This is a genomic window from Glycomyces sp. TRM65418, assembly GCF_019710475.1.
Classification (GTDB): Bacteria; Actinomycetota; Actinomycetes; order Mycobacteriales; family Micromonosporaceae; genus Glycomyces.
The window spans coordinates 14,529-37,213 of sequence record NZ_JAJFAX010000014.1 but is presented as its reverse complement, the minus strand read 5'-3'; the positions used below and the strand labels follow the sequence as shown (position 1 = coordinate 37,213).

22 protein-coding genes are annotated in these 22,685 nt (G+C 67.3%); all 22 read left to right on the top strand.

All coding sequences use genetic code 11. From position 1 onward, the window contains the following. Positions 1-107: 107 nt before the first annotated feature. The 22 genes from rplJ (at position 108) to rplN (ending at position 22,682) form a co-directional block, all read left to right on the top strand. Positions 108-644 (top strand): 50S ribosomal protein L10, encoded by a 537-nt coding sequence (rplJ, locus tag K3N28_RS21700; RefSeq protein ID WP_228094848.1) that lies wholly within the window; start codon positions 108-110, stop codon positions 642-644. Positions 645-678: 34 nt separating this feature from the next. Then, positions 679-1,062: a 50S ribosomal protein L7/L12 gene (rplL, locus tag K3N28_RS21695; RefSeq protein WP_228094847.1), complete on the top strand. Its 384-nt coding sequence runs from the start codon at positions 679-681 to the stop codon at positions 1,060-1,062. Between the two features lie 229 nt (positions 1,063-1,291). Further along, positions 1,292-2,554: a hypothetical protein gene (locus K3N28_RS21690; RefSeq protein ID WP_228094846.1), complete on the top strand. Its 1,263-nt coding sequence runs from the start codon at positions 1,292-1,294 to the stop codon at positions 2,552-2,554. 1,041 nt (positions 2,555-3,595) lie between these two features. After that, positions 3,596-7,027: a DNA-directed RNA polymerase subunit beta gene (locus K3N28_RS21685; RefSeq protein ID WP_228094845.1), complete on the top strand. Its 3,432-nt coding sequence runs from the start codon at positions 3,596-3,598 to the stop codon at positions 7,025-7,027. An 85-nt stretch (positions 7,028-7,112) separates the two neighbouring features. After that, complete coding sequence (locus tag K3N28_RS21680; protein WP_228094844.1) at positions 7,113-10,997, top strand: DNA-directed RNA polymerase subunit beta'; 3,885 nt, start codon at positions 7,113-7,115, stop codon at positions 10,995-10,997. Between the two features lie 229 nt (positions 10,998-11,226). Continuing rightward, complete coding sequence (locus K3N28_RS21675) at positions 11,227-11,628, top strand: hypothetical protein (RefSeq protein WP_228094843.1); 402 nt, start codon at positions 11,227-11,229, stop codon at positions 11,626-11,628. A gap of 648 nt (positions 11,629-12,276) precedes the next feature. Next, positions 12,277-12,648, top strand: coding sequence for a 30S ribosomal protein S12 (gene rpsL / locus K3N28_RS21670; protein WP_091039811.1), 372 nt, complete (start codon positions 12,277-12,279; stop codon positions 12,646-12,648). Positions 12,649-12,651: 3 nt separating this feature from the next. Further along, entirely contained in the window at positions 12,652-13,122 is a 471-nt protein-coding gene (gene rpsG / locus K3N28_RS21665) for a 30S ribosomal protein S7 (protein WP_205326525.1), read from the top strand. A gap of 21 nt (positions 13,123-13,143) precedes the next feature. Continuing rightward, on the top strand, positions 13,144-15,249 hold the full coding sequence (fusA, locus tag K3N28_RS21660) for an elongation factor G (RefSeq protein ID WP_228094842.1): 2,106 nt from the start codon (positions 13,144-13,146) through the stop codon (positions 15,247-15,249). Between the two features lie 129 nt (positions 15,250-15,378). Continuing rightward, positions 15,379-16,572, top strand: a complete 1,194-nt coding sequence (tuf, locus tag K3N28_RS21655; RefSeq protein ID WP_228094841.1) for an elongation factor Tu — start codon at positions 15,379-15,381, stop codon at positions 16,570-16,572. 419 nt (positions 16,573-16,991) lie between these two features. Continuing rightward, positions 16,992-17,300 carry a 30S ribosomal protein S10 gene (gene rpsJ, locus K3N28_RS21650; protein WP_026922761.1) on the top strand — a complete coding sequence of 103 codons (309 nt, stop codon included), beginning with the start codon at positions 16,992-16,994 and terminating at the stop codon, positions 17,298-17,300. A 7-nt stretch (positions 17,301-17,307) separates the two neighbouring features. Continuing rightward, positions 17,308-17,961, top strand: a complete 654-nt coding sequence (gene rplC, locus K3N28_RS21645) for a 50S ribosomal protein L3 (RefSeq protein ID WP_228094840.1) — start codon at positions 17,308-17,310, stop codon at positions 17,959-17,961. Next, on the top strand, positions 17,958-18,608 hold the full coding sequence (rplD, locus tag K3N28_RS21640; RefSeq protein ID WP_228094839.1) for a 50S ribosomal protein L4: 651 nt from the start codon (positions 17,958-17,960) through the stop codon (positions 18,606-18,608). The genes rplC and rplD overlap by 4 nt, the downstream gene beginning before the upstream one ends. Continuing rightward, on the top strand, positions 18,605-18,919 hold the full coding sequence (rplW, locus tag K3N28_RS21635; protein ID WP_304608751.1) for a 50S ribosomal protein L23: 315 nt from the start codon (positions 18,605-18,607) through the stop codon (positions 18,917-18,919). Before rplD ends, rplW begins: the two co-directional genes overlap by 4 nt. Positions 18,920-18,930: 11 nt before the next feature. Then, complete coding sequence (rplB, locus tag K3N28_RS21630; protein WP_228094838.1) at positions 18,931-19,773, top strand: 50S ribosomal protein L2; 843 nt, start codon at positions 18,931-18,933, stop codon at positions 19,771-19,773. Between the two features lie 3 nt (positions 19,774-19,776). Then, a complete protein-coding gene (rpsS, locus tag K3N28_RS21625; RefSeq protein WP_205326519.1) occupies positions 19,777-20,058 on the top strand; it encodes a 30S ribosomal protein S19 in 282 nt (93 codons plus the stop codon). A gap of 36 nt (positions 20,059-20,094) precedes the next feature. Further along, positions 20,095-20,559, top strand: a complete 465-nt coding sequence (gene rplV / locus K3N28_RS21620; RefSeq protein ID WP_374209851.1) for a 50S ribosomal protein L22 — start codon at positions 20,095-20,097, stop codon at positions 20,557-20,559. Continuing rightward, on the top strand, positions 20,559-21,371 hold the full coding sequence (rpsC, locus tag K3N28_RS21615) for a 30S ribosomal protein S3 (RefSeq protein WP_228094837.1): 813 nt from the start codon (positions 20,559-20,561) through the stop codon (positions 21,369-21,371). Before rplV ends, rpsC begins: the two co-directional genes overlap by 1 nt. Positions 21,372-21,376: 5 nt before the next feature. Then, positions 21,377-21,802 (top strand): 50S ribosomal protein L16, encoded by a 426-nt coding sequence (gene rplP / locus K3N28_RS21610; RefSeq protein ID WP_228094836.1) that lies wholly within the window; start codon positions 21,377-21,379, stop codon positions 21,800-21,802. Between the two features lie 2 nt (positions 21,803-21,804). Beyond that, the gene (gene rpmC, locus K3N28_RS21605) at positions 21,805-22,038 is read left to right on the top strand and encodes a 50S ribosomal protein L29 (RefSeq protein WP_228094835.1); all 234 of its coding nucleotides are present in this window, start codon (positions 21,805-21,807) and stop codon (positions 22,036-22,038) included. Continuing rightward, positions 22,035-22,304, top strand: a complete 270-nt coding sequence (gene rpsQ / locus K3N28_RS21600) for a 30S ribosomal protein S17 (RefSeq protein ID WP_228094834.1) — start codon at positions 22,035-22,037, stop codon at positions 22,302-22,304. The genes rpmC and rpsQ overlap by 4 nt, the downstream gene beginning before the upstream one ends. Positions 22,305-22,316: 12 nt before the next feature. Beyond that, positions 22,317-22,682, top strand: coding sequence for a 50S ribosomal protein L14 (gene rplN, locus K3N28_RS21595; RefSeq protein WP_091039823.1), 366 nt, complete (start codon positions 22,317-22,319; stop codon positions 22,680-22,682). Positions 22,683-22,685: the final 3 nt, after the last annotated feature.

Below are 22,685 nucleotides of genomic sequence, written 5' to 3'. Positions count from 1 at the left end.
CGCTGTTGGCCTCAGGTCCCAATGACGAGGCGTCCCGCTGGGGCGCCTTTCTTGTTTGTCGCCTCCGCGAACGGTTGAGGATTGATCAGCCGAGAAAGGAGGGAATTATGGCTGAACGTGAATACCCGGCGGACAAGCAGGCCGCCATCGCCGAACTCGCCGACCGCTTCTCCACCGCGAACGCCACGGTGCTCACCGAGTACCGAGGACTGAGCGTTGCGGAGCTCAGCGAGCTGCGGCGTTCCCTCGGCGAGGGGGCGCGCTACCGCGTCGCCAAGAACACCCTTGCCAAGCGTGCTGCCAACCAGGTCGGCGTGACCGAACTGGACGACCTGTTCATCGGTCCCACCGCGATCACCTTCATCGAAGGCGACCCGGTGGAAGCCGCGAAGGGCCTGCGCAACTTCGCCAAGACGCACGAATCCCTGGTGATCAAGGGCGGTTACATGGAGGGCAAAGCCCTCTCCGTCGAAGAGATCACCAAGCTCGCCGACCTCGAGTCGCGCGAAGTGCTCCTGGCCAAGCTCGCCGGCGCGATGAAAGCCACTGCGCAGAAGACCGCCTCCGTGCTCGCCGCCCCTGCCTCGCAGGTGGCCCGGCTCGGTGCGGCGCTGCAGGACAAGAAAGCGGCCAGTGGCGAGTAGCGCCACCGGTCCGAGACTTTAGAAAGGAAACACCATGGCCAAGCTGTCCACTGCCGAGCTGCTCGACGCGTTCAAGGAGATGACGCTCCTCGAGGTCTCCGAGTTCGTCAAGGCGTTCGAGGAAGAGTTCGACGTCACCGCCGCCGCCCCCGTCGCCGTGGCCGCCGCCGGCCCCGCCGCCGGTGGTGGCGAGGCCGCCGCCGAGAAGGACACCTTCGATGTCGTCCTCGAGTCCGCCGGTGAGTCGAAGATCAAGGTCATCAAGGAAGTTCGCGGCCTGACCGGTCTCGGCCTCAAGGAAGCCAAGGACCTCGTCGAGAGCGCCCCCAAGGCCGTCCTCGAAGGCGCGAAGAAGGAAGACGCCGACAAGGCGAAGGAAGCCCTCGAAGGCGCCGGCGCCACCGTCACCCTGAAGTAGTCGCGCACACCGCGACCGCTGCGGCGGAGCCCTCGGGCTGCGCCTGACGGACGACGACAGGGGCCTCCCAGCCCTCGTACGGCAACCGGGTCCGCACCGCCACCAGGCGGCGCGGGCCCGGTTTCCTTGTTCGTGGAGATTTCTCAGAAGAATGCCGACAGGCTGCAACGAAAGCGGACCATCGACACGTCTTTGCGGGTAGACACACCCGGACGCAAGGAGATGGACGATGTCCGCAAGGAGAGGAGCCGCCGGGCTCGGCGCGGCCACCGTGCTCGCGCTCACGGCAGGCTGCGGGATGCTCGGCATCGGCGCCGAAGAGGAGCCTTCCGAAGAGGAGCGCCTCATCGAGATGCTCAACGAGAGCCGGCGCATCGAGAGCGAGGTCATGGCCGCCGAGTTCCGCATCGTCCAGAACTGCCTGGAGGACGCGGGCCACACGGTCCACGAGCCGTGGAGCATGCAGCCCTGGGAAGAGCCCCCGCAGGACACCCTCAGCTGGGGCTACCCCCACGAGGAGTTCCTCCTCCCCTCCGAGGAGGCCGCCGAGTTCGGCTTCGGCCAGTGGGCCAACGCCCCCGACGGCTGGGAGAGCCCCGAGGCGGAGGACTACTACGCCGCCCAGGAGGAGGAGTACGAGGACGACTGGGAAGAGCCCGACACCACCGACTGGGACGCGCTGGCCCCCGAGGAGCAGTACGCGTGGTACGTCGCCTACCAAGGCGAGGAGTACGCCGAGCACAACTGGGGCAGCGAGCAGGAGTACGTCGACATGATGGCCTCCGAGGCCGAGGAGGACTACGAGGAGGAACTCGCCGAGGGAGAACTCGAGGAAGAGGACGACGGCGGCGAGATCGTCATCGAGGACGACTACAGCTACGAGGAGCCCAAGCCGGGCGGCTGCCAGCTCGAGATGATCGAGGCCCTCTACGGCGAGCCCCGCATGGTCGAGGAGACCTGGGAGGGCGACGGCGGCGACGAGACCTACGTCTTCTGGGAGTACCGCCCGACCAACCCCGTCTACGGCTCTGAGGGCGAGGAGTCCATGTGGGAGGACATCGAGGCCGAGTACGCCGCGGCGATGGCCGACGTGCAGGGGCGGTTCCTCGACTGCATCACCCCCCTCGGCTACGAGGGCTGGGAGTTCACCGAGTACAACAGCCTGCCCATCTGGGAGTTCTTCGAGGCCCTCTACTACCAGAACAGCGACGAGGACGAGCGCGGGATGGTCATGTCCGGCGACTCCGACGTCGAGGTCCCGCCGGTCCCCGAGGACGCGGGCTCCACGTACGAGGAGTGGAAGGCCTACGAGATCCAGATGGCCGTCGACTTCGGCAAGTGCGGCGAGGAGGTCGGCTACGCCGAGGTCTCCGAGGAAGCCTACGACGAGGCCCACGTGAAGGCCTACACCGCGATCGAAGAGGACGTCTACGCCTGGCAGCAGGACATGCGGGACGTCATCACCGAGGCGCAGGAACTGCTCGACGCCTAACCACCGGGGGCGCCCGCGGGACGGGCGCCCGGCAAGCCACTTCTCTATCGGGGAAGAAAAGGCCCGGGCCGCGCAGATGGGGCGCGGCCCGGGCCGCCCTGCGTCCGGACCCCGCAGCCGAATCCGCGTCACCTTTCCGCCGCGGGCTCGTTGTACAGGCGAGGCGACCCGGTTCCATGGCCGGCCGCCGAAGGTGCGAGGGCGGGACGCCGCAATGCGGCCGGAGCCGGCCGGCGACAGCGGGCCGGGACCGGCGGCAGGCGACGCAAAGGCGTCCCGCGCCCGCACTGAACGCTCCCTCGACGCGCCCGCGGCGCGCCGGAGCGCACCACGGCGGGCCGGCCGCGACACGCCCGGGCGTCCACGCTCGCTCGGCGCTTCCCGCAGCCCGGTTCCCCCTGCCGCACGCCGCCTCCCGAATCGGCCCGCAGGCCCGCTGTCCTGGGCTTCGCCCGCCTCTGGACTGTCCTTCGCGCCCTTCGGACTCCCCGCTCCAGGCGCCGGGGCCGCAGCGGCGCACCGGGGCGAATTAGACGCTTGACTTGACGAACTGTGACTTGATCCTGCAAACTAGTTCCTCAAGCGCCACTGCGTGGCGCGTGCAACGTCCGCCGTCACACGGCCGGTCCCGACCGGCCCTGGAACGAGCGGGCGGGCATCGGGCCGCTGCGGGCGGCCCGGAGGCAGGACGGTACCGGCGAACATGCGAGCCGGACTTGTTGAAGCGTGTACTGGAGGGACTTCGGCAGCGGGAGAGATTGTCGTCACCGACCACCCCACCGCGCGGCGGGGCAGTTGACAGTCTGCCGGAGCTTACGCTAAGGTAATAATTTGCGCTGCCTCCTTCACGCCTTCTTGACGCGGTGAGGGTCGTGGACGGTGGGGAATCCAGGCTGTCGACCGACACTAGAGTTCTAGTGCTCCGCACGTTACCGTGCGATTCGATGCCCGTCTCCGGCTGTCCTCGTCTATCCCGCATCGGTGCGGTGACTGTGGCATGCGCCGGCCGTCGTAACAATCAGGTCCTCGGAAGGACGAATCTTGGCAGCTTCCCGCACTGGCAAGACCAGCTCCAGCAAGAGCAAGCACGCACCTCGCCGTATCTCGTTCGGCAGGATCGAAGAGAAACTCGAAGTCCCGAACCTTCTGGCGCTCCAGACCGACTCGTTCGACTGGCTCGTCGGCAACGAGGCCTACCGCGCCCGTGTGGGCGAGGACGCCGTGAGCGGCCTCGACGAGATCCTCGATGAGATCAGCCCGATCGAAGACTTCTCGGGCACCATGAGCCTGTCCTTCTCGAACCCGCGGTTCGACGAGGTCAAGGCCCCCATCGAGGAGTGCCGCGAGAAGGACCTCACCTACTGCGCCCCGCTGTTCGTCACCGCGGAGTTCATCAACAACACCACCGGTGAGATCAAGAGCCAGACGGTCTTCATGGGCGACTTCCCCATGATGACCCCGAAGGGCACCTTCATCATCAACGGCACCGAGCGCGTGGTCGTGTCGCAGCTCGTGCGCTCGCCGGGCGTCTACTTCGACAAGCAGCCCGACAAGACCTCCGACCGGGACCTCACCAGCGCCAAGGTCATCCCGGGCCGCGGCGCCTGGCTCGAGTTCGACATCGACAAGCGCGAGACCGTCGGCGTGCGCGTCGACCGCAAGCGCCGCCAGGCCGTGACCGTGCTGCTCAAGGCCATCGGCTGGGACAACGACCGCATCCGCGAGCGCTTCGGCTGGTCCGAGCTCATGATGACGACCTTGGAAAAGGACACCATCAACTCGCAGGACGAGGCGCTGCTCGACATCTACCGCAAGCTCCGTCCCGGCGAGCCGCCGACGAAGGACAACGCGCAGTCGCTGCTGGAGAACCTCTTCTTCAACAAGAAGCGCTACGACCTCGCCAAGGTCGGCCGCTACAAGGTCAACAAGAAGTTCGGCCTGGACACGCCGATCTCGACCGGCGTCCTCACCGAGGACGACCTGGCCGCGACCATCGAGTTCATGCTGCGCCTGCACGCGGCGGAGCCCGGCTACGGCCCCGACGACATCGACCACTTCGGCAACCGCCGCCTGCGCACCGTCGGCGAGCTCATCCAGAACCAGATCCGGGTGGGCCTCTCCCGCATGGAGCGCGTCGTGCGCGAGCGCATGACGACCCAGGACGTCGAGGCGATCACGCCGCAGACCCTGATCAACATCCGCCCCGTGGTGGCCGCGATCAAGGAGTTCTTCGGCACCTCGCAGCTGTCGCAGTTCATGGACCAGGTGAACCCGATCACGGGTCTGACCCACCGCCGTCGCCTCTCGGCGCTCGGCCCCGGTGGTCTGTCCCGCGACCGCGCCGCCATGGACGTGCGCGACGTGCACCCGTCGCACTACGGCCGCATGTGCCCGATCGAGACGCCCGAAGGTCCGAACATCGGCCTCATCGGCGCGATGTCGACCTTCGCGCGCGTCAACCCGTTCGGCTTCATCGAGACGCCGTACCGGAAGGTCGTCGACGGCATCGTCACCGACGAGATCCAGTACCTGACGGCCGACGAAGAGGACCGCTTCACCATCGCCCAGGCGAACCAGCTGCTGAACAAGGACGGCTCGTTCACCGACGCGCAGGTCCTCGCCCGCGGGCGGGGCGGCGAGGCGGAGCTGCTGACGGCCGACGAGATCGACTTCATGGACGTCTCGCCGCGCCAGATGACCTCGGTTGCGACCGCGCTGGTGCCGTTCCTGGAGCACGACGACGCCAACCGCGCCCTCATGGGCGCGAACATGCAGCGCCAGGCCGTGCCGCTCATCAAGACCGACTCGCCCCTCGTGGGCACCGGCATGGAGTACCGCGCCGCGGTCGACGCCGGTGACGTGGTCGTCGCCGAGGCCGACGGCGTCGTCGAGGACTCCAGCGCCGACTACATCACGGTCGCGCAGGACAACGGCATGCGCCGCACCTACCTGCTGCACAAGTTCCGCCGCTCCAACGCGGGCTCGTGCATCAACCAGGTGCCGCTCGTGACCGAGGGCGAGCGCGTCGAGGCCGGCCAGCCGATCGCCGACGGCCCGTCCACGGACAAGGGCGAGATGGCCCTGGGCAAGAACCTGCTGGTCGCGTTCACCACCTGGGAAGGCCAGAACTTCGAGGACGCCATCGTGCTGTCCTCGCGCCTGGTCGAAGAGGACGTGCTCACCTCGATCCACATCGACGAGCACGAGGTCGACGCCCGCGACACCAAGCTGGGCCCGGAGGAGATCACCCGCGACATCCCGAACGTCGGCGAGGAGATGCTCTCCGACCTGGACGACCGCGGCATCATCCGCATCGGCGCCGAGGTCGAGGACGGCGACATCCTCGTCGGCAAGGTCACGCCGAAGGGCGAGACCGAGCTGACCCCGGAGGAGCGGCTGCTGCGCGCGATCTTCGGCGAGAAGGCCCGCGAGGTCCGCGACACGTCCCTGAAGGTCCCGCACGGCGAGGCCGGCACGGTCATCGGCGTCCGCACGTTCTCGCGTGAGGACGGCGACGAGCTGAGCCCCGGCGTCAACGAGATGGTCCGCGTCTACATCGCGCAGAAGCGCAAGATCGGCGTGGGCGACAAGCTCGCGGGCCGCCACGGCAACAAGGGCGTCATCTCGAAGGTCGTGCCGCAGGAGGACATGCCGTTCCTGCCCGACGGGACCCCGGTCGACATCCTGCTCAACCCGCTGGGCGTACCGGGCCGAATGAACATCGGCCAGGTGCTGGAGGTCCACTTGGGCTGGGCGGCCAAGACCGGCTGGAAGCTCGAAGGCTTCGAGGAGGCGTGGGCGCAGGCGCTCAAGGCCATCGGCGCCGACGAGGCCCCGGCCGACTCGAAGGTCGGGACGCCGGTGTTCGACGGCGCCCACCCGGACGAGGTCCAGGGCGTCCTGGCGAACACGCTCCCCAACCGCGACGGCCAGCGCATGGTCGCCCCGACGGGCAAGGCGCAGCTGTTCGACGGGCGCACCGGCGAGCCGTTCCCGGACCCGATCTCGGTCGGCTACATGTACATCCTGAAGCTCAACCACATGGTCGACGACAAGATCCACGCGCGTTCGACCGGTCCGTACTCGATGATCACCCAGCAGCCGCTCGGCGGCAAGGCCCAGTTCGGCGGCCAGCGCTTCGGTGAGATGGAGTGCTGGGCCATGCAGGCCTACGGCGCGGCCTACGCGCTGCAGGAGCTGCTGACGATCAAGTCCGACGACGTGGTGGGCCGCGTGAAGGTCTACGAGGCCATCGTCAAGGGCGAGAACGTCCCCGAGCCGGGCATCCCGGAATCGTTCAAGGTGCTGCTCAAGGAACTCCAGTCGCTCTGCCTCAACGTGGAGGTCCTGTCCGCCGACGGGCAGGCCATCCAGATGACCGAGAGCGACGACGAGGTCTTCCGCGCGGCCGAGGAGCTGGGCATCGACCTGTCCCACGAAGAGCCCTCGAGCGTGGACTTCGAGAGCGCCTGACGTCGAGTGAGGGCGGCGTCGACATCGCCGCCGCCCTCCCCAACGTCTCATCCAATCCTTAAGAACCATCAAGGGGAAGAGTTCAGTGCTCGACGTCAACTTCTTCGACAAGTTGAAGATCGGCCTCGCCACCGCCGAGGACATCCGGCAGTGGTCTCACGGCGAGGTGAAGAAGCCCGAGACCATCAACTACCGCACCCTCAAGCCCGAGAAGGACGGCCTCTTCTGCGAGAAGATCTTCGGCCCGACCCGGGACTGGGAGTGCTACTGCGGCAAGTACAAGCGCATCCGGTTCAAGGGCATCATCTGTGAGCGCTGCGGCGTCGAGGTGACCCGCTCGAAGGTCCGCCGCGAGCGGATGGGCCACATCGAGCTCGCCGCTCCGGTGACGCACATCTGGTACTTCAAGGGCGTCCCGTCCCGACTGGGCTACCTGCTGGACCTGGCGCCGAAGGACCTGGAGAAGGTCATCTACTTCGCGGCGTACGTCATCACCGGGGTCGACGAGGAGGCCCGCCAGCGGGACATCCCGACCCTGGAGAACGAGATCGTCGCCGAGAAGCGGCACCTGGAGCAGCAGCGCGACGCCGCGATCGAGGAGCGCGCCTCGAAGCTCGAGGCCGACCTGGCCGAGCTGGAGGCCGAAGGCGCCCGCGCCGACGTCCGCCGCAAGGTCAAGGACGGCGGTGAGCGCGAGATGCGCCAGATCCGCGACAAGGCGCAGCGGGAGATCGACCGCCTCGACGAGGTCATGGACACCTTCCGCAAGCTCGAGGTCCGTCAGCTCATCGGCGACGAGATGCTCTACCGCGAGCTGCAGCAGCGCTTCGGCGAGTACTACACCGGCGGCATGGGCGCGGAGTCCATCAAGAACCTGCTGGAGAACCTGGACCTGGACGCCGAGGCGATCAGCCTGCGCGAGACCATCGCGACCGGCAAGGGCCAGAAGAAGCTCCGTGCGCTCAAGCGCCTGAAGGTCGTGGCCGCGTTCCAGGCCACGGGCAACTCGCCGCTGGGCATGGTCCTCGACTGCGTGCCGGTGATCCCGCCGGAGCTTCGCCCGATGGTGCAGCTCGACGGCGGCCGGTTCGCGACCTCGGACCTCAACGACCTGTACCGCCGGGTCATCAACCGCAACAACCGCCTGAAGCGCCTGATGGACCTCGGGGCCCCCGAGATCATCGTGGCGAACGAGAAGCGGATGCTGCAGGAGTCGGTGGACGCGCTGTTCGACAACGGCCGCCGCGGCCGCCCGGTCACGGGCCCCGGCAACCGTCCGCTCAAGTCGCTGTCCGACATGCTCAAGGGCAAGCAGGGCCGGTTCCGCCAGAACCTGCTCGGCAAGCGCGTCGACTACTCGGGCCGCTCGGTCATCGTGGTCGGCCCGCGCCTGAAGCTGCACCAGTGCGGTCTGCCCAAGCAGATGGCGCTGGAGCTGTTCAAGCCGTTCGTGATGAAGCGCCTGGTCGACCTGAACCACGCGCAGAACATCAAGTCGGCCAAGCGCATGGTCGAGCGCGCGCGCCCGGTCGTGTGGGACGTGCTCGAAGAGGTCATCTCCGAGCACCCCGTCCTGCTCAACCGCGCGCCCACGCTGCACCGCCTCGGCATCCAGGCGTTCGAGCCGCAGCTGGTCGAGGGCAAGGCCATCCAGCTCCACCCGCTGGTGTGCACCGCCTTCAACGCCGACTTCGACGGCGACCAGATGGCCGTGCACGTGCCGCTGAGCGCCGAGGCCCAGGCCGAGGCCCGCATCCTGATGCTGGCGTCGAACAACATCCTCAAGCCCTCGGACGGCAAGCCGGTGGCCCTGCCCACGCAGGACCAGATCATCGGCCTGTACTACCTGACGCACCTCTCCGAAGGCCGCGTCGGCGAGGGCCGGGCGTTCTCGGACGTCGGCGAGGCGCAGATGGCGAAGGACCGCGGCGAGCTGGACCTCCAGGCGCCGATCCGGATCCGACTCGACGGCGTGCCGTCGATCAACAACGGACCGGGCGAGCCCTGGACCGCGCCCGAGGGCTGGTCCCCGGGCGAGCCGCTGCTGGTCGAGACCACGCTGGGCCGGGTGTTCTTCAACGAGTGCCTGCCGCCGGACTTCGAGTACGTCAACTACGAGGTCCGCAAGGGTCAGCTGTCGAACATCATCCACGACCTGTCCGAGCACTACTCGAAGGTGCAGCTGGGCGCCTGCCTGGACGCGCTGAAGTCCGCGGGCTTCAAGTGGGCCGGCTGGTCGGGCGTGACCATCGGCATCGAGGACGTCGTGGAGCCGGCGCACAAGGCCGAGATCCTGGAGAAGTACGAAGCGGACTCCGCCAAGATCGACAAGCAGTACGTCCGCGGTCTCATGACCGCGGAGGAGCGCCGCGGCGAGCTGACGGAGATCTGGACCAAGGCCACGGCCGAGGTGCTGGACGACCTGAACGAGACGCTGCAGCCGGAGAACCCGCTGTGGCAGATGATCAACTCGGGCGCGCGAGGCAACATGCTGCAGCTGCGCCAGATCGCCGGCATGCGCGGCCTGGTGGCGAACCCGAAGGGCGAGATCATCCCGCGTCCGATCAAGTCCTCGCTGCGCGAGGGCCTGACGGTGCTGGAGTACTTCATCTCGACCCACGGTTCCCGCAAGGGCCTCGCGGACACCGCGCTGCGGACCGCCGACTCGGGTTACCTGACCCGTCGTCTGGTGGACGTGTCGCAGGACGTCATCATCCGCGAGGACGACTGCGGCACCGACCGCGCGCTGGACTTCCCGGTCGCCGTCGAGGTCGACGGCCGCTTCATCGAGTCCGAGCTGGTCGAGACCTCGATCGACGCGCGGAACCTCGCCGAGGACGTGGAAGTCGACGGCAAGGTCATCCTGGAGCGCAACACGGCGCTGAACTCGGATCACATCGCCGAGCTCGTCGCCGCGGGCGTCACCAACGTGAAGGTCCGCTCGGTCCTCACCTGCGAGTCCCGCCAGGGCGTCTGCGCGGCCTGCTACGGCCGTTCGATGCCCACGGGCGAGAAGGTGGACCTCGGCGAGGCCGTCGGCATCATCGCGGCCCAGTCGATCGGTGAGCCCGGCACCCAGCTGACGATGCGGACCTTCCACACCGGTGGTGTGGCCGGGGACGACATCACGCAGGGTCTGCCGCGTGTCCAGGAGGTCTTCGAGGCGCGCATCCCGAAGGGGAAGGCGCCGATCGCCGAGGCGAGCGGCACCGTGCGCATCGAGGACGCCGAGAAGAGCCGGAAGATCATCATCACCCCGGACGACGGGTCCGAGGAGATCGTGGTCGACAAGGTGCCCCGCCGCCTGCGCCTGCGCGTGGGCGACGGCGAGCGCGTCGAGGTCGGCGAGAAGCTCGTCGAGGGCACCATCGACCCGCACGAGCTGCTGCGCGTGCTCGGTCCGCGGAAGGTCCAGCGCCACCTGGTGGAGCAGGTCCAGGACGTGTACCGCTCGCAGGGCGTGATGATCCACGACAAGCACATCGAGATCATCGTGCGCCAGATGCTCAAGCGGATCACGATCATCGACTCGGGCACCTCGGAGTTCCTGCCGGGCTCCCTGGTCGACCGCCTGGAGTTCGAGGAGCAGAACCGCAAGATCATGGCCGACGGCGGCGAGCCGGCCTCCGGCCGCCCGCAGCTGATGGGCATCACGAAGGCCTCGCTGGCGACCGAGTCGTGGCTGTCCGCGGCTTCGTTCCAGGAGACCACCCGGGTGCTCACGGAGGCGGCGATCTCCGGCAAGTCCGACAGCCTCGTCGGTCTGAAGGAGAACGTGATCCTCGGCAAGCTGATCCCGGCCGGTACCGGCATCGCGAAGTACCGGAACGTGTCCGTGGAGCCGACCGAGGAGGCCAAGGCCGCGGTCTACTCCCTGGGCGGGTACGAGGACACCACCGCGAACGCCTTCGCCTACGGCGGCGGCCCCGCGGTCAGCCTCGAGGACTCCTACGACCTGGGTTCCTTCTAGAAGCAACCCTCTGCCGATTCCCGACGGCACGAAGAAACCGGTGGGCCGGCGGCGCGACAGCGCCGCCGGCCCACCGGCTTTCCATACCCCCTCCACGGCCCCGGCGAGGGCGCACCCGAACACGGCGCCCCCGCCGCCGTCCACGGGGTCCCCGGGAACTCCGGCGGCCGGTCCCTCGCGGCGATGTTCCCCCGCCCGGCGGCGCGAGGCGGCCCCATAGGATGGTCGCGTGGTCGAGGTGCGTTCGGGGTTCAGCGGGGTACGGCATCCGGATGATCCGGAGCCGGTCGAGTCGACGAAGATCGTCGCCGCCCGGCTGCTCGCCGCCATCGGGATCGCCTTGTCGCCCTTCGTCGGCGGAGCGATCCCCGCCTGCATCGCGCTGCTCCTGGCCCGGCAGGCCGAGGCCGACATCCGCCGATCCGAGGGGTTCCTGCTCGGCGGCTCCCGGTTGCCCTCGATCCGCCGGCTCTCCTGGGCCGCCCTCGGGATCGCCGCCGCGATCGTGGTCGCGCTCCTGCTCGTCGGTGTCATCGCGCTCGCCCGCACCGCCGGCGACGCCTCCTATGAGGGGGACGTCGCGGTTTCGCTGTCGACGACTCAGGGAACTGCTGGTGAACAGCGCCTCTAGGGGGCATCCCGCGCGGGCCCGTCCCGCATCGCGAGCTAATATAGGCCACGGTGTGTCTACCGCACCGAACGAACAGGCCGACGCCCCGACCCCGGGGTCGCCAGTTGCGACTCGCCAGCCTCATCGAGAGCGCTTGCGGATCGCGGATCGGCATCGCGCCGCTGTCCGTGACACTGAACACGGACGCTTCGCGGAGCGATATCGAGTTGGACCTCGTTCGTTAGGCTAGGTAGGCTTCTCCCTTGCGCCTGGACACCGCTTTGAGCGGCATGGTGGCCCTGTCAACTCCGGCAGCTCGGTCCCCGTGAGAGCCAGGCCAGGTTGCGTGCCTGCAAGGCGGTGGGACTCAGGTTTCATCGGCTGGCGTCATCGGCACGCATCCCTCGCACTGGGGGCTTCGTGAACACGGCTCATTAGCCGGTCCTGACGGATCCGTTCACGAACGCGTCTGAACCTGCTCGACGGTGGACTCCGGTCTGCCGGAAGGCCGGTATGGGTCCGGAGAGGCGCGACACGCCCGAACGCGGGGGACGGGATCCCACACCTTGAACCGGGTCTTCACCAGACTCGATTCGCGGTCCGAGGGACAGATGACGCCGTAGTCAGGAATACGCAACCAGTCGAGAGATGTTGAGAGGGGTCGGCTTAGTGCCAACCATCCAGCAGCTGGTCCGGAAAGGCCGCAAGGCCAAGACCAGCAAGAACAAGACGCCCGCGCTGAAGGGCAGCCCGCAGGCCCGCGGTGTGTGCACCCGTGTGTACACCACGACGCCCAAGAAGCCGAACTCGGCCATGCGCAAGGTCGCCCGTGTGCGCCTCATGAACGGCACCGAGGTCACCGCCTACATCCCCGGTGTGGGTCACAACCTGCAGGAGCACTCCATCGTGCTCGTGCGCGGCGGTCGCGTCCGCGACCTGCCCGGTGTCCGCTACAAGATCATCCGCGGCGCGCTCGACACCCAGGGCGTCCGCGACCGCAAGCAGGCCCGCAGCCGCTACGGCGCGAAGAAGGAGAAGTAAGCCATGCCGCGTAAAGGTCCCGCGCCGCGCCGGCCGCTTACCGCCGACCCGGTGTACAACTCGGTGCTCGTCACCCAGCTCATCAACAAGGTCCTCAAGGACGGCAAGCGCCGCCTCGCCGAGCGCATCGTCTACGAAGCCCTCGAGAACTGCCGCAAGAAGGCCGACTCGGACCCCGTGGTCATCCTCAAGCGCGCGCTCGACAACGTCAAGCCGACCCTCGAGGTCCGCTCCCGCCGCGTCGGCGGCGCGACCTACCAGGTGCCGGTCGACGTCCGTCCGCAGCGCGCCACCACCCTGGGCCTCCGCTGGCTCGTGGGCTACGCCCGCGACCGCCGCGAGAAGAGCATGGTCGAGCGCCTGACGAACGAGATCCTCGACGCCTCGAACGGCCTCGGCGCCGCGGTCAAGAAGCGCGAGGACACGCACAAGATGGCCGATTCCAACAAGGCATTCGCGCACTACCGCTGGTAGTCGCAGAGAGACTGAGAGATCGTGGCTAACAAAGCTAACGCGGAGCTCGCCAAGCTGCGCAACATCGGCATCATGGCCCACATCGACGCCGGCAAGACCACCACCACCGAGCGCATCCTGTACTACACGGGCGTGTCGCACAAGATCGGTGAGGTCCACGACGGCGCCGCCACGATGGACTGGATGGAGCAGGAGCAGGAGCGTGGTATCACCATCACCTCCGCTGCGACCAAGTGCCAGTGGGACGACCACATCATCCAGATCATCGACACGCCCGGCCACGTCGACTTCACCGTCGAGGTCGAGCGTTCGCTGCGCGTCCTCGACTCCGCGATCGCCGTCTACGACGGTGTGGCCGGTGTGGAGCCGCAGACCGAGAACGTCTGGCGCCAGGCGAACAAGTACGACGTCCCGCGGATGTGCTTCGTCAACAAGCTCGACCGCACCGGCGCGAACTTCTTCCGCTGCGTCGAGATGATGCAGGACCGCCTCAACTCGAACACCGCGGTGATCCAGCTGCCGATCGGGAACGAGGCCGACTTCATCGGCGTCGTCGACCTGGTCGAGATGCACGCCAAGGTGTGGCGCGGCGAGACCGGCCTGGGCGAGGAGTACACGGTCGAGGAGATCCCCGCGGACCTGGCCGACCAGGCCGAGGAGTACCGCGAGAAGCTCCTGGAGACCCTCGCGGACGTCGAGGACGAGTTCGCCGAGAAGTTCCTCTCCGGCGAGGAGATCACGACCGCCGAGGTCAAGGCCGCGATCCGCAAGGCCACGATCGCCAACCAGATCAACCCGGTCCTCTGCGGCACCGCGTTCAAGAACAAGGGCGTCCAGCCCCTGCTCGACGCGGTCGTGGACTACCTGCCGAGCCCGCTCGACGTGCCGGCGATCGAGGGCACCCTCACCGACAACGAGACCCCCGCGCAGCGTCACGCGGACGTCGAGGAGCCCTTCGCGGGCCTCGCGTTCAAGATCCAGACCGACAAGCACCTCGGCCGCCTCACCTACGTCCGGATCTACTCCGGCACGGTGGCGTCCGGCACCCAGGTCATCAACTCGACCAAGGGCCGCAAGGAGCGCATCGGCAAGATCTACCAGATGCACGCGAACAAGCGCGAAGAGCGCGCCGAAGCGCAGGCGGGCGACATCATCGCGGTGCAGGGCCTCAAGTCCACCACCACCGGTGACACGCTGTGCGACTCGAACGACCAGGTGATCCTCGAGTCGATGATCTTCCCCGAGCCGGTCATCGACGTGGCCATCGAGCCCAAGTCGAAGGCCGACCAGGACAAGCTGGCCACCGCCATCCAGCGCCTCGCCGAAGAGGACCCGACCTTCCGGGTCAAGACCGACGAGGACTCCGGCCAGACGATCATCTCCGGCATGGGCGAGCTGCACCTCGACATCCTGGTCGACCGCATGAAGCGGGAGTTCAACGTCGAGGCCAACATCGGCAAGCCGCAGGTGGCCTACCGCGAGACGGTCACCCAGCGGATCGAGAAGGTCGAGTACCTGCACAAGAAGCAGACCGGCGGTTCCGGTCAGTTCGCGCGCGTGCTCGTCAACCTCGAGCCGCTGGAGATGAAGTCGAACGAGGACGAGATCTTCGCCTTCGACGACAAGATCACCGGTGGCCGCATCCCCCGCGAGTACATCCCGTCGGTCAAGGCCGGCGCGGAGAGCGCGCTGGAGGACGGCGTCCTGGCGGGCTACCCGCTGGTGGGCGTCAAGATGGAACTGATCGACGGTCAGTACCACGAGGTCGACTCCTCGGAGATGGCCTTCAAGATCGCGGGTCGGATGGCGCTGAAGGAGGCCGCGAAGCGGGCTCGTCCGGTGCTGCTCGAGCCGATGATGGCGGTCGAGGTCATCTGCCCTGAAGAGAGCATGGGCGATGTCATCGGCGACATCAACTCCCGTCGCGGCATGGTCCAGGAGATGGGCGAGCGCGGCAACGACCGCACGGTCAAGGCCGTCGTGCCGCTGTCCGAGATGTTCGGTTACGTCGGCGACCTGCGGTCGAAGACGGCCGGGCGTGCGAACTACTCGATGCAGTTCGACACCTACGCCGAAGTCCCGGCGAACGTCGCCAAGGAAATCATCGCCAAGGCGACAGGCGAGTAAGCGGCTCGGGCGCCCAAGCCTGGGCGCCCACCGCTGACCACCTGTTGCCAGCAGCGGCGCTGTTGCCCCGAAGCGATGCAATAGGTCAGATAAGTCAAACCAGATTTACCCAGTCCACAGGAGGACGAAGTGGCTAAGGAAAAGTTCGAGCGCAACAAGCCGCACGTGAACATCGGCACGCTCGGTCACGTCGACCACGGCAAGACCACGCTGACCGCGGCGATCACCAAGGTCCTGCACGACAAGTACCCGGACCTGAACCCGTACACGCCGTTCGACGAGATCGACAACGCGCCCGAAGAGAAGCAGCGCGGTATCACGATCTCGATCTCCCACGTCGAGTACCAGACCGAGTCGCGCCACTACGCGCACGTCGACTGCCCCGGTCACGCCGACTACATCAAGAACATGATCACCGGTGCGGCCCAGATGGACGGCGCGATCCTCGTCGTGTCCGCCGCTGACGGCCCCATGCCGCAGACCCGCGAGCACGTCCTCCTCGCCCGCCAGGTCGGTGTCCCGTACATCGTCGTGGCGCTGAACAAGTCCGACATGGTCGACGACGAGGAGATCCTCGAGCTCGTCGAGATGGAGGTCCGCGAGCTGCTGTCCGACCAGAACTTCCCGGGCGACGACGCTCCGGTCGTTCAGGTCTCGGCCCTGGGCGCCCTCGAGGGCGAGCAGAAGTGGGTCGACGCCGTCGCCGAGCTCATGCAGGCCGTCGACGACTCCGTGCCGGAGCCCGAGCGCGAGATGGACAAGCCGTTCCTCATGCCGATCGAGGACGTCTTCACCATCACCGGTCGCGGTACCGTCATCACCGGTCGCGTCGAGCGCGGTGTGCTGCTCCCCAACGAGGAAGTCGAGATCGTCGGCATCCGCGAGGGCGCCATCCGCACCAAGGTCACCGCGATCGAGATGTTCCGCAAGACCCTCGACGACGCGCGCGCCGGTGAGAACGTGGGGCTCCTGCTCCGCGGCACCAAGCGCGAAGAGGTCGAGCGCGGCATGGTCGCCGTCAAGCCCGGCACCACGACCCCCCACACCGACTTCGAGGCGCAGGTCTACATCCTGTCCAAGGACGAGGGCGGGCGTCACACGCCGTTCTTCAACAACTACCGTCCGCAGTTCTACTTCCGGACCACCGACGTGACCGGCGTCGTGACCCTCCCCGAGGGCACCGAGATGGTCATGCCGGGTGACAACACCGACATGAAGGTCGAGCTCATCCAGCCCATCGCGATGGACGAGGGTCTCCTCTTCGCGATTCGCGAGGGTGGCCGCACCGTCGGCTCCGGCCGCGTCACCAAGGTCATCAAGTAAGACCGCATACCGGGGCGACTCGACCAGTGCGAGTCGCCCCGGTTTACTTGCGTCCCATGCTTGTCGGGCTATGACCGACAGTCCGCCCCAGGCGGCGGCGGGACGCGGTGAACGCTGCAAACTCGTAACCTGTCCCACTGTTCCCCGACCCCAGCTTGTTGAGCTGGAGCAGGACCAGTCATAATATTCAGGTTGCGTACGCTCCGGCGCGCCTTCCACGGCATGCGCAGGGGCTCACGCCCGGCCCGCGGGCCCGAGTAGGCACTCGATTGTGCTGAGAGGGACCGTTTCATGGCGGGCAGGCGGGCGAGCCAAGAGATCAACCATGAGCATCGCTATGCCCAAGTCAGTCTCGAACTCGCGACACGCCCGACCGCGTGGAGCGGTCTGAACAGCCAATTTACGTAAGGTTAGGAATCATGGCGGGACAAAAGATCCGCATTAGGCTGAAGGCCTACGACCACGAGGTCGTGGACTCTTCCGCCCGCAAGATCGTGGAGACGGTCACCCGTACCGGTGCTGCCATCTCCGGGCCGGTGCCGCTGCCGACCGAGATCAACCGCTTCTGCGTGATCCGGTCGCCGCACAAGTACAAGGACTCGCGCGAGCACTTCGAGATGCGCACGCACAAGCGCCTCATCGACATCCTCGACCCGACCCCGAAGACGGTCGACTCGTTGATGCGCCTTGACCTCCCGGCCGGTGTCGACATCGAGATCAAGCTGTAGGGGACCAATGGACAGGCAGATCAAGGGAATCCTGGGCACCAAGCTCGGCATGACCCAGGTTTGGGACGAGAACGGCCGCGCCGTTCCGGTCACTGTGGTGCAGGCCGGCCCGAACGTGGTCACCCAGGTTCGCAAGCCCGACGTCGACGGCTACTCGGCCGTCCAACTGGGCTTCGGCGACATCAAACTCAAGAACGTGACGAAGCCGATCCAGGGCCACTTCGAGAAGGCCGGCGTCGCCCCGCGTCGCCACCTTGTCGAGCTGCGCACCTCGGACGCCGCCGACTACGACCTCGGCCAGACCATCGAAGCCACCATCTTCGAACCCGGTCAGCTCGTCGACGTCACCGGCACCACCAAGGGCAAGGGCTTCGCCGGCGTCATGAAGCGCCACGGCTTCGGCGGTCTCCCCGCCAGCCACGGTGCGCACAAGGTCCACCGCGCCCCCGGCTCCATCGGCGGGTGCGCCACGCCGGGCCGCGTGTTCAAGGGCATGCGCATGGCCGGCCGGATGGGCCACAACCGTCACACCACGCAGAACCTGCGCATCCAGGCGGTCGACGCCGAGCGCGGTCTGCTGCTCATCGTGGGCGCCGTGCCCGGCCCGAAGAACGGCCTGGTGCTCGTCCGCACGGCAGTGAAGCAGGTGGCTAACCAATGAGCCTCGCAATCAACGTCAAGAACGCCTCTGGCGAAGAGACCGGGAAGACCATCGAGCTCCCGGCGTCGATCTTCGACGTCGAGCCGAACATCCCGCTCATGCACCAGGTCGTCACGGCACAGCTGGCCGCCGGCCGCTCGGGCTCGGCCAACACCAAGACCCGCGGCGAAGTCCGCGGCGGTGGCAAGAAGCCGTACCGGCAGAAGGGCACCGGCCGCGCCCGCCAGGGTTCGATCCGCGCCCCGCAGTACAACGGCGGCGGCATCGTCCACGGCCCCAAGCCGCGGTCGTTCGCCGAGCGGACCCCGAAGAAGATGAAGGCGGCGGCGCTCGCCGGCGCCCTCACCGACCGGGCCCGCGGCAACAACGTGCACGTCATCGACGCCTTCATCGAAGGCGACACGCCCAAGACGAAGACCGCGCAAGCCGCGCTGGGCAAGCTCACCGAGGCCCGCAAGGTCCTCGTGGTCCTGACCCGCGACGAGCAGACCGCGGCGCTGAGCCTGCGCAACCTCCCCGAGGTGCACCTGCTCGACTGGGGCCAGGTCAACACCTACGACGTGCTCAACAACGAGGACATCGTGTTCAGCGAGGCCGCCATCGAGGCGTTCATCGCTGACCGGACTGAGCAGGAGGTCGCGGCGTGAGCGAAGTGACCGTCGCCGACCCGCGCGACATCATCATCAAGCCGGTCATCTCGGAGAAGACCTACACCCTCCTCGGCGAGGGCAAGTACACCTTCGAGGTCGACCCGCGCGCCAACAAGAGCCACATCAAGATCGCGATCAAGCAGATCTTCGGTGTGGACGTCAAGAGCGTCAACACCCTGAACCGCTCGGGCAAGCGCAAGCGCACCCGGACCGGTTGGGGCCAGCGCAAGAGTGTCAAGCACGCGATCGTCACCGTGGAAGGCGACCCCGGTCGTCTCGGTGAGATCTTCGGCGGACAGATCTCGTAGGAGCTAGAAGCATGGCTATTCGCAAGTACAAGCCGACGACCCCGGGTCGTCGCGGTTCGAGCGTCTCCGACTTCGCCGAGATCACCCGCTCGACCCCGGAGAAGTCGCTGCTGCGTCCGATCAGCAAGACCGGCGGCCGCAACAACTCCGGCAAGATCTCGACCCGTCACCGCGGCGGCGGCCACAAGCGCCGGTACCGCGTGATCGACTTCCGTCGCCACGACAAGGACGGCGTGCCGGCGAAGGTCGCGCACATCGAGTACGACCCGAACCGCACCGCGAACATCGCGCTGCTGCACTACGCGGACGGCGAGAAGCGCTACATCCTGGCCCCCAAGGGCATCAAGCAGGGTGACGTGATCGAGAACGGCCCGGAGGCCGACATCAAGCCCGGCAACTCGCTGGAGCTGCGTCACATCCCGGTCGGTACCACGATCCACGCGGTGGAGCTCAAGCCCGGCGGCGGCGCCGCTCTGGGCCGCTCCGCGGGCGCCTCGATCCAGCTGCTCGCCCGTGAAGGCAAGTACGCGCACCTGCGCATGCCTTCCGGTGAGATCCGCCTGGTCCAGGTCACCTGCCGCGGCACCGTCGGCGAGGTCGGCAACGCCGAGCAGGGCAACATCAACTGGGGCAAGGCCGGCCGCATGCGGTGGAAGGGCTGGCGCCCGACCGTCCGCGGTGTCGTCATGAACCCGGTCGACCACCCGCACGGTGGTGGCGAGGGCCGGACCTCCGGTGGCCGCCACCCGGTCAACCCGCAGGGCAAGCCCGAGGGCCGCACCCGGAAGCGGAACCACCCGAACGACCGGCTCATCGTCCGTCGTCGCAACGTCAACCGGAAGCGGGGGAAGTAGTCCATGGCTCGCAGCCTCAAGAAAGGGCCGTTCGTCGACGACCACCTGCAGAAGAAGGTGGACGCTGCGATCGAGACCAAGAGCAAGAACGTCATCAAGACCTGGTCGCGTCGCTCCACGATCACGCCCGACTTCATCGGGCTGACCTTCGGGGTCCACGATGGCCGCAAGCACGTCCCTGTCTACGTCACGGAGAACATGGTCGGGCACAAGCTCGGCGAGTTCGCGCCCACGCGCACCTTCCGCGGCCACGAGAAGGACGACCGCAAGAGCCGTCGCCGCTAGGCCACGGGCTTTGAGAACGAACGAAGGATTATAACGATGGCAACAGTGGAGCAGGAGGCTCCGAAGGCGCGCGCGGTGGCGCGGTACGTCCGCGTAGCACCTCGCAAGGCGCGCCGCGTCGTCGACCTCGTGCGTGGTCTGCCCGTGGACGAGGCCTTGACGACTCTCGAGTTCGCGCCTTACAGCGCGGCCGAGATCGTGTACAAGGTCATCGCGTCGGCTCAGGCGAACGCCGAGAACAACCTCGGTCTGGACCCGGAATCGCTTCTGGTGTCCGAGATCAAGGTCGACGAGGGCCCGACCATGCGTCGGTACCGCCCGCGCGCCCACGGTCGCGCCTACCGGATCAACAAGCGCACCAGCCACATCACCGTGGTGGTCGAGTCGGTCCAGGCCAAGCAGTCCAGCGCCCCCTCGGTGCGCCGCCCCAAGGCGGCCGCCCCGAAGCCGGCGGAAGCCAACACGAAGTCCGAGAACGCTGAGAAGGAGGAGACCGCCTAATGGGTCAGAAAATTCACCCGCACGGGTACCGCCTCGGCATCAGCGCCGACTGGACGTCGCGTTGGTACGCCGACAAGGAGTACGCGGACTACGTCGGTGAGGACGTGAAGATCCGCAAGCTCATGACCAAGGGTCTCGAGCGCGCCGGCATCAGCAAGGTCGACATCGAGCGCACCCGCGAGCGGGTCCGCGTCGACATCCACACCGCCCGCCCGGGCATCGTCATCGGCCGCAAGGGCGCCGAGGCCGACCGTCTGCGCGGCAACCTGGAGAAGCTGACCGGCAAGCAGGTCCAGCTGAACATCATCGAGGTCAAGAACCCCGACATCGATGCGCAGCTCGTCGCCCAGGGCGTCGCGGAGCAGCTGTCCAGCCGTGTGAACTTCCGTCGCGCGATGCGCAAGGCCATTCAGTCGGCCATGCGCAACCCGACCGTGAAGGGCATCAAGGTGCAGTGCTCCGGCCGTCTCGGCGGCGCGGAGATGTCCCGCTCGGAGCAGTACCGCGAGGGCCAGGTCCCGCTGCACACGCTCCGCGCGAACATCGACTACGGCCTGTTCGAGGCCCACACCACCTTCGGCCGCATCGGCGTGAAGGTGTGGATCTACAAGGGTGAGGCCACGCTCAAGGAGCAGGCCGAGCAGGTGCAGCGTCGTCGGGACTCCGGTCCGGACCGCGGCGGCCGTGGTGGCCGCGGCGGCGCCGGTGCGGCTCGCGGCGGCCGCGGCCGTGGTGGCCGTGGCACCGCTGCTCCGTCGGGCGAGTCCGCTGCCGCCGCGCCCGCCCCCGAGACTGAGAAGCAGGAGGGCTAAGCGACATGCTCATGCCACGGAAACCGCCGCGCGGTTACCGGAAGCCTCACGCTCCCAAGCGCAAGGGCAAGGCCACTCGCGGCACGAAGGTCTCCTTCGGCGAGTACGGCATCCAGGCGTTGGAGCACAGCTACGTGACCAACCGCCAGATCGAGTCGGCTCGTATCGCCATGACCCGCCACATCAAGCGTGGCGGCAAGGTCTGGATCACGATCTTCCCGGACCGTGCGATCACGAAGAAGCCGGCCGAGACCCGTCAGGGTTCCGGTAAGGGTTCGCCCGAGTACTGGGTGGCCAACGTCAAGCCGGGCCGCGTGATGTTCGAGCTCTCGTTCCCGAACGAGGCCACGGCCCACGAGGCGCTGCAGCGCGCGATCCACAAGCTGCCGATGAAGTGCCGCATCGTGCACCGCGAAGGGGCAGGTGAGTAGTGATGGCTACTGGTATCGACACCGGTGAGCTGCGCGAGCTCAGCGACAAGGAACTCCAGGCGAAGCTCGTGGAGAAGAAGGAAGCACTGTTCAACCTGCGGGTCCGGAACGCCACGGGCCAGCTGGAGAACAACCACGAGCTCGGTCTGGTCCGCAAGGAGATCGCGCGGATCTACACCGTCATGAACGAGCGCCGGCTGGGCCTCAGCGCCGCGCCGGAGGAGGTTGAGAAGTGAGCGAGGAAACTCAGACTCGCGGTCGGCGCAAGGTGCTCGAGGGCTTCGTCGTCGGCGACAAGATGGACAAGACCGCTGTCGTCGAGGTCGAAGACCGCAAGAAGCACGCGCTGTACGGCAAGGTCGTCAAGTCCAACAAGAAGTACAAGGCCCACGACGAGAACAACGAGGCCGGCATCGGCGACCGCGTCTCCATCATGGAGACCCGTCCCCTGTCGAAGACCAAGCGTTGGCGCATCGTCGAGATCCTTGAGAAGGCCAAGTAGGGAGATCGGGACGTGATTCAGCAAGAGTCGCGGCTCAAGGTCGCCGACAACACCGGTGCACGGGAGATCCTGTGCATCCGGGTGTTGGGCGGCTCGGGCCGACGCTATGCCGGTATCGGCGACACGATCGTGGCCTCCGTCAAGGACGCCACCCCGGGTGCCGGGGTGAAGAAGGGCGACGTCGTGAAGGCCGTCATCGTACGGACGGTGAAGGAAACCCGCCGTCCTGACGGCACGTACATCAAGTTCGACGAGAACGCCGCCGTCCTCGTCAAGGACGGCGAACCGCGAGGGACCCGTATCTTCGGGCCGGTCGCCCGCGAACTGCGCGACAAGCAGTTCATGAAGATCATCTCCCTCGCACCGGAGGTGCTGTAAGAG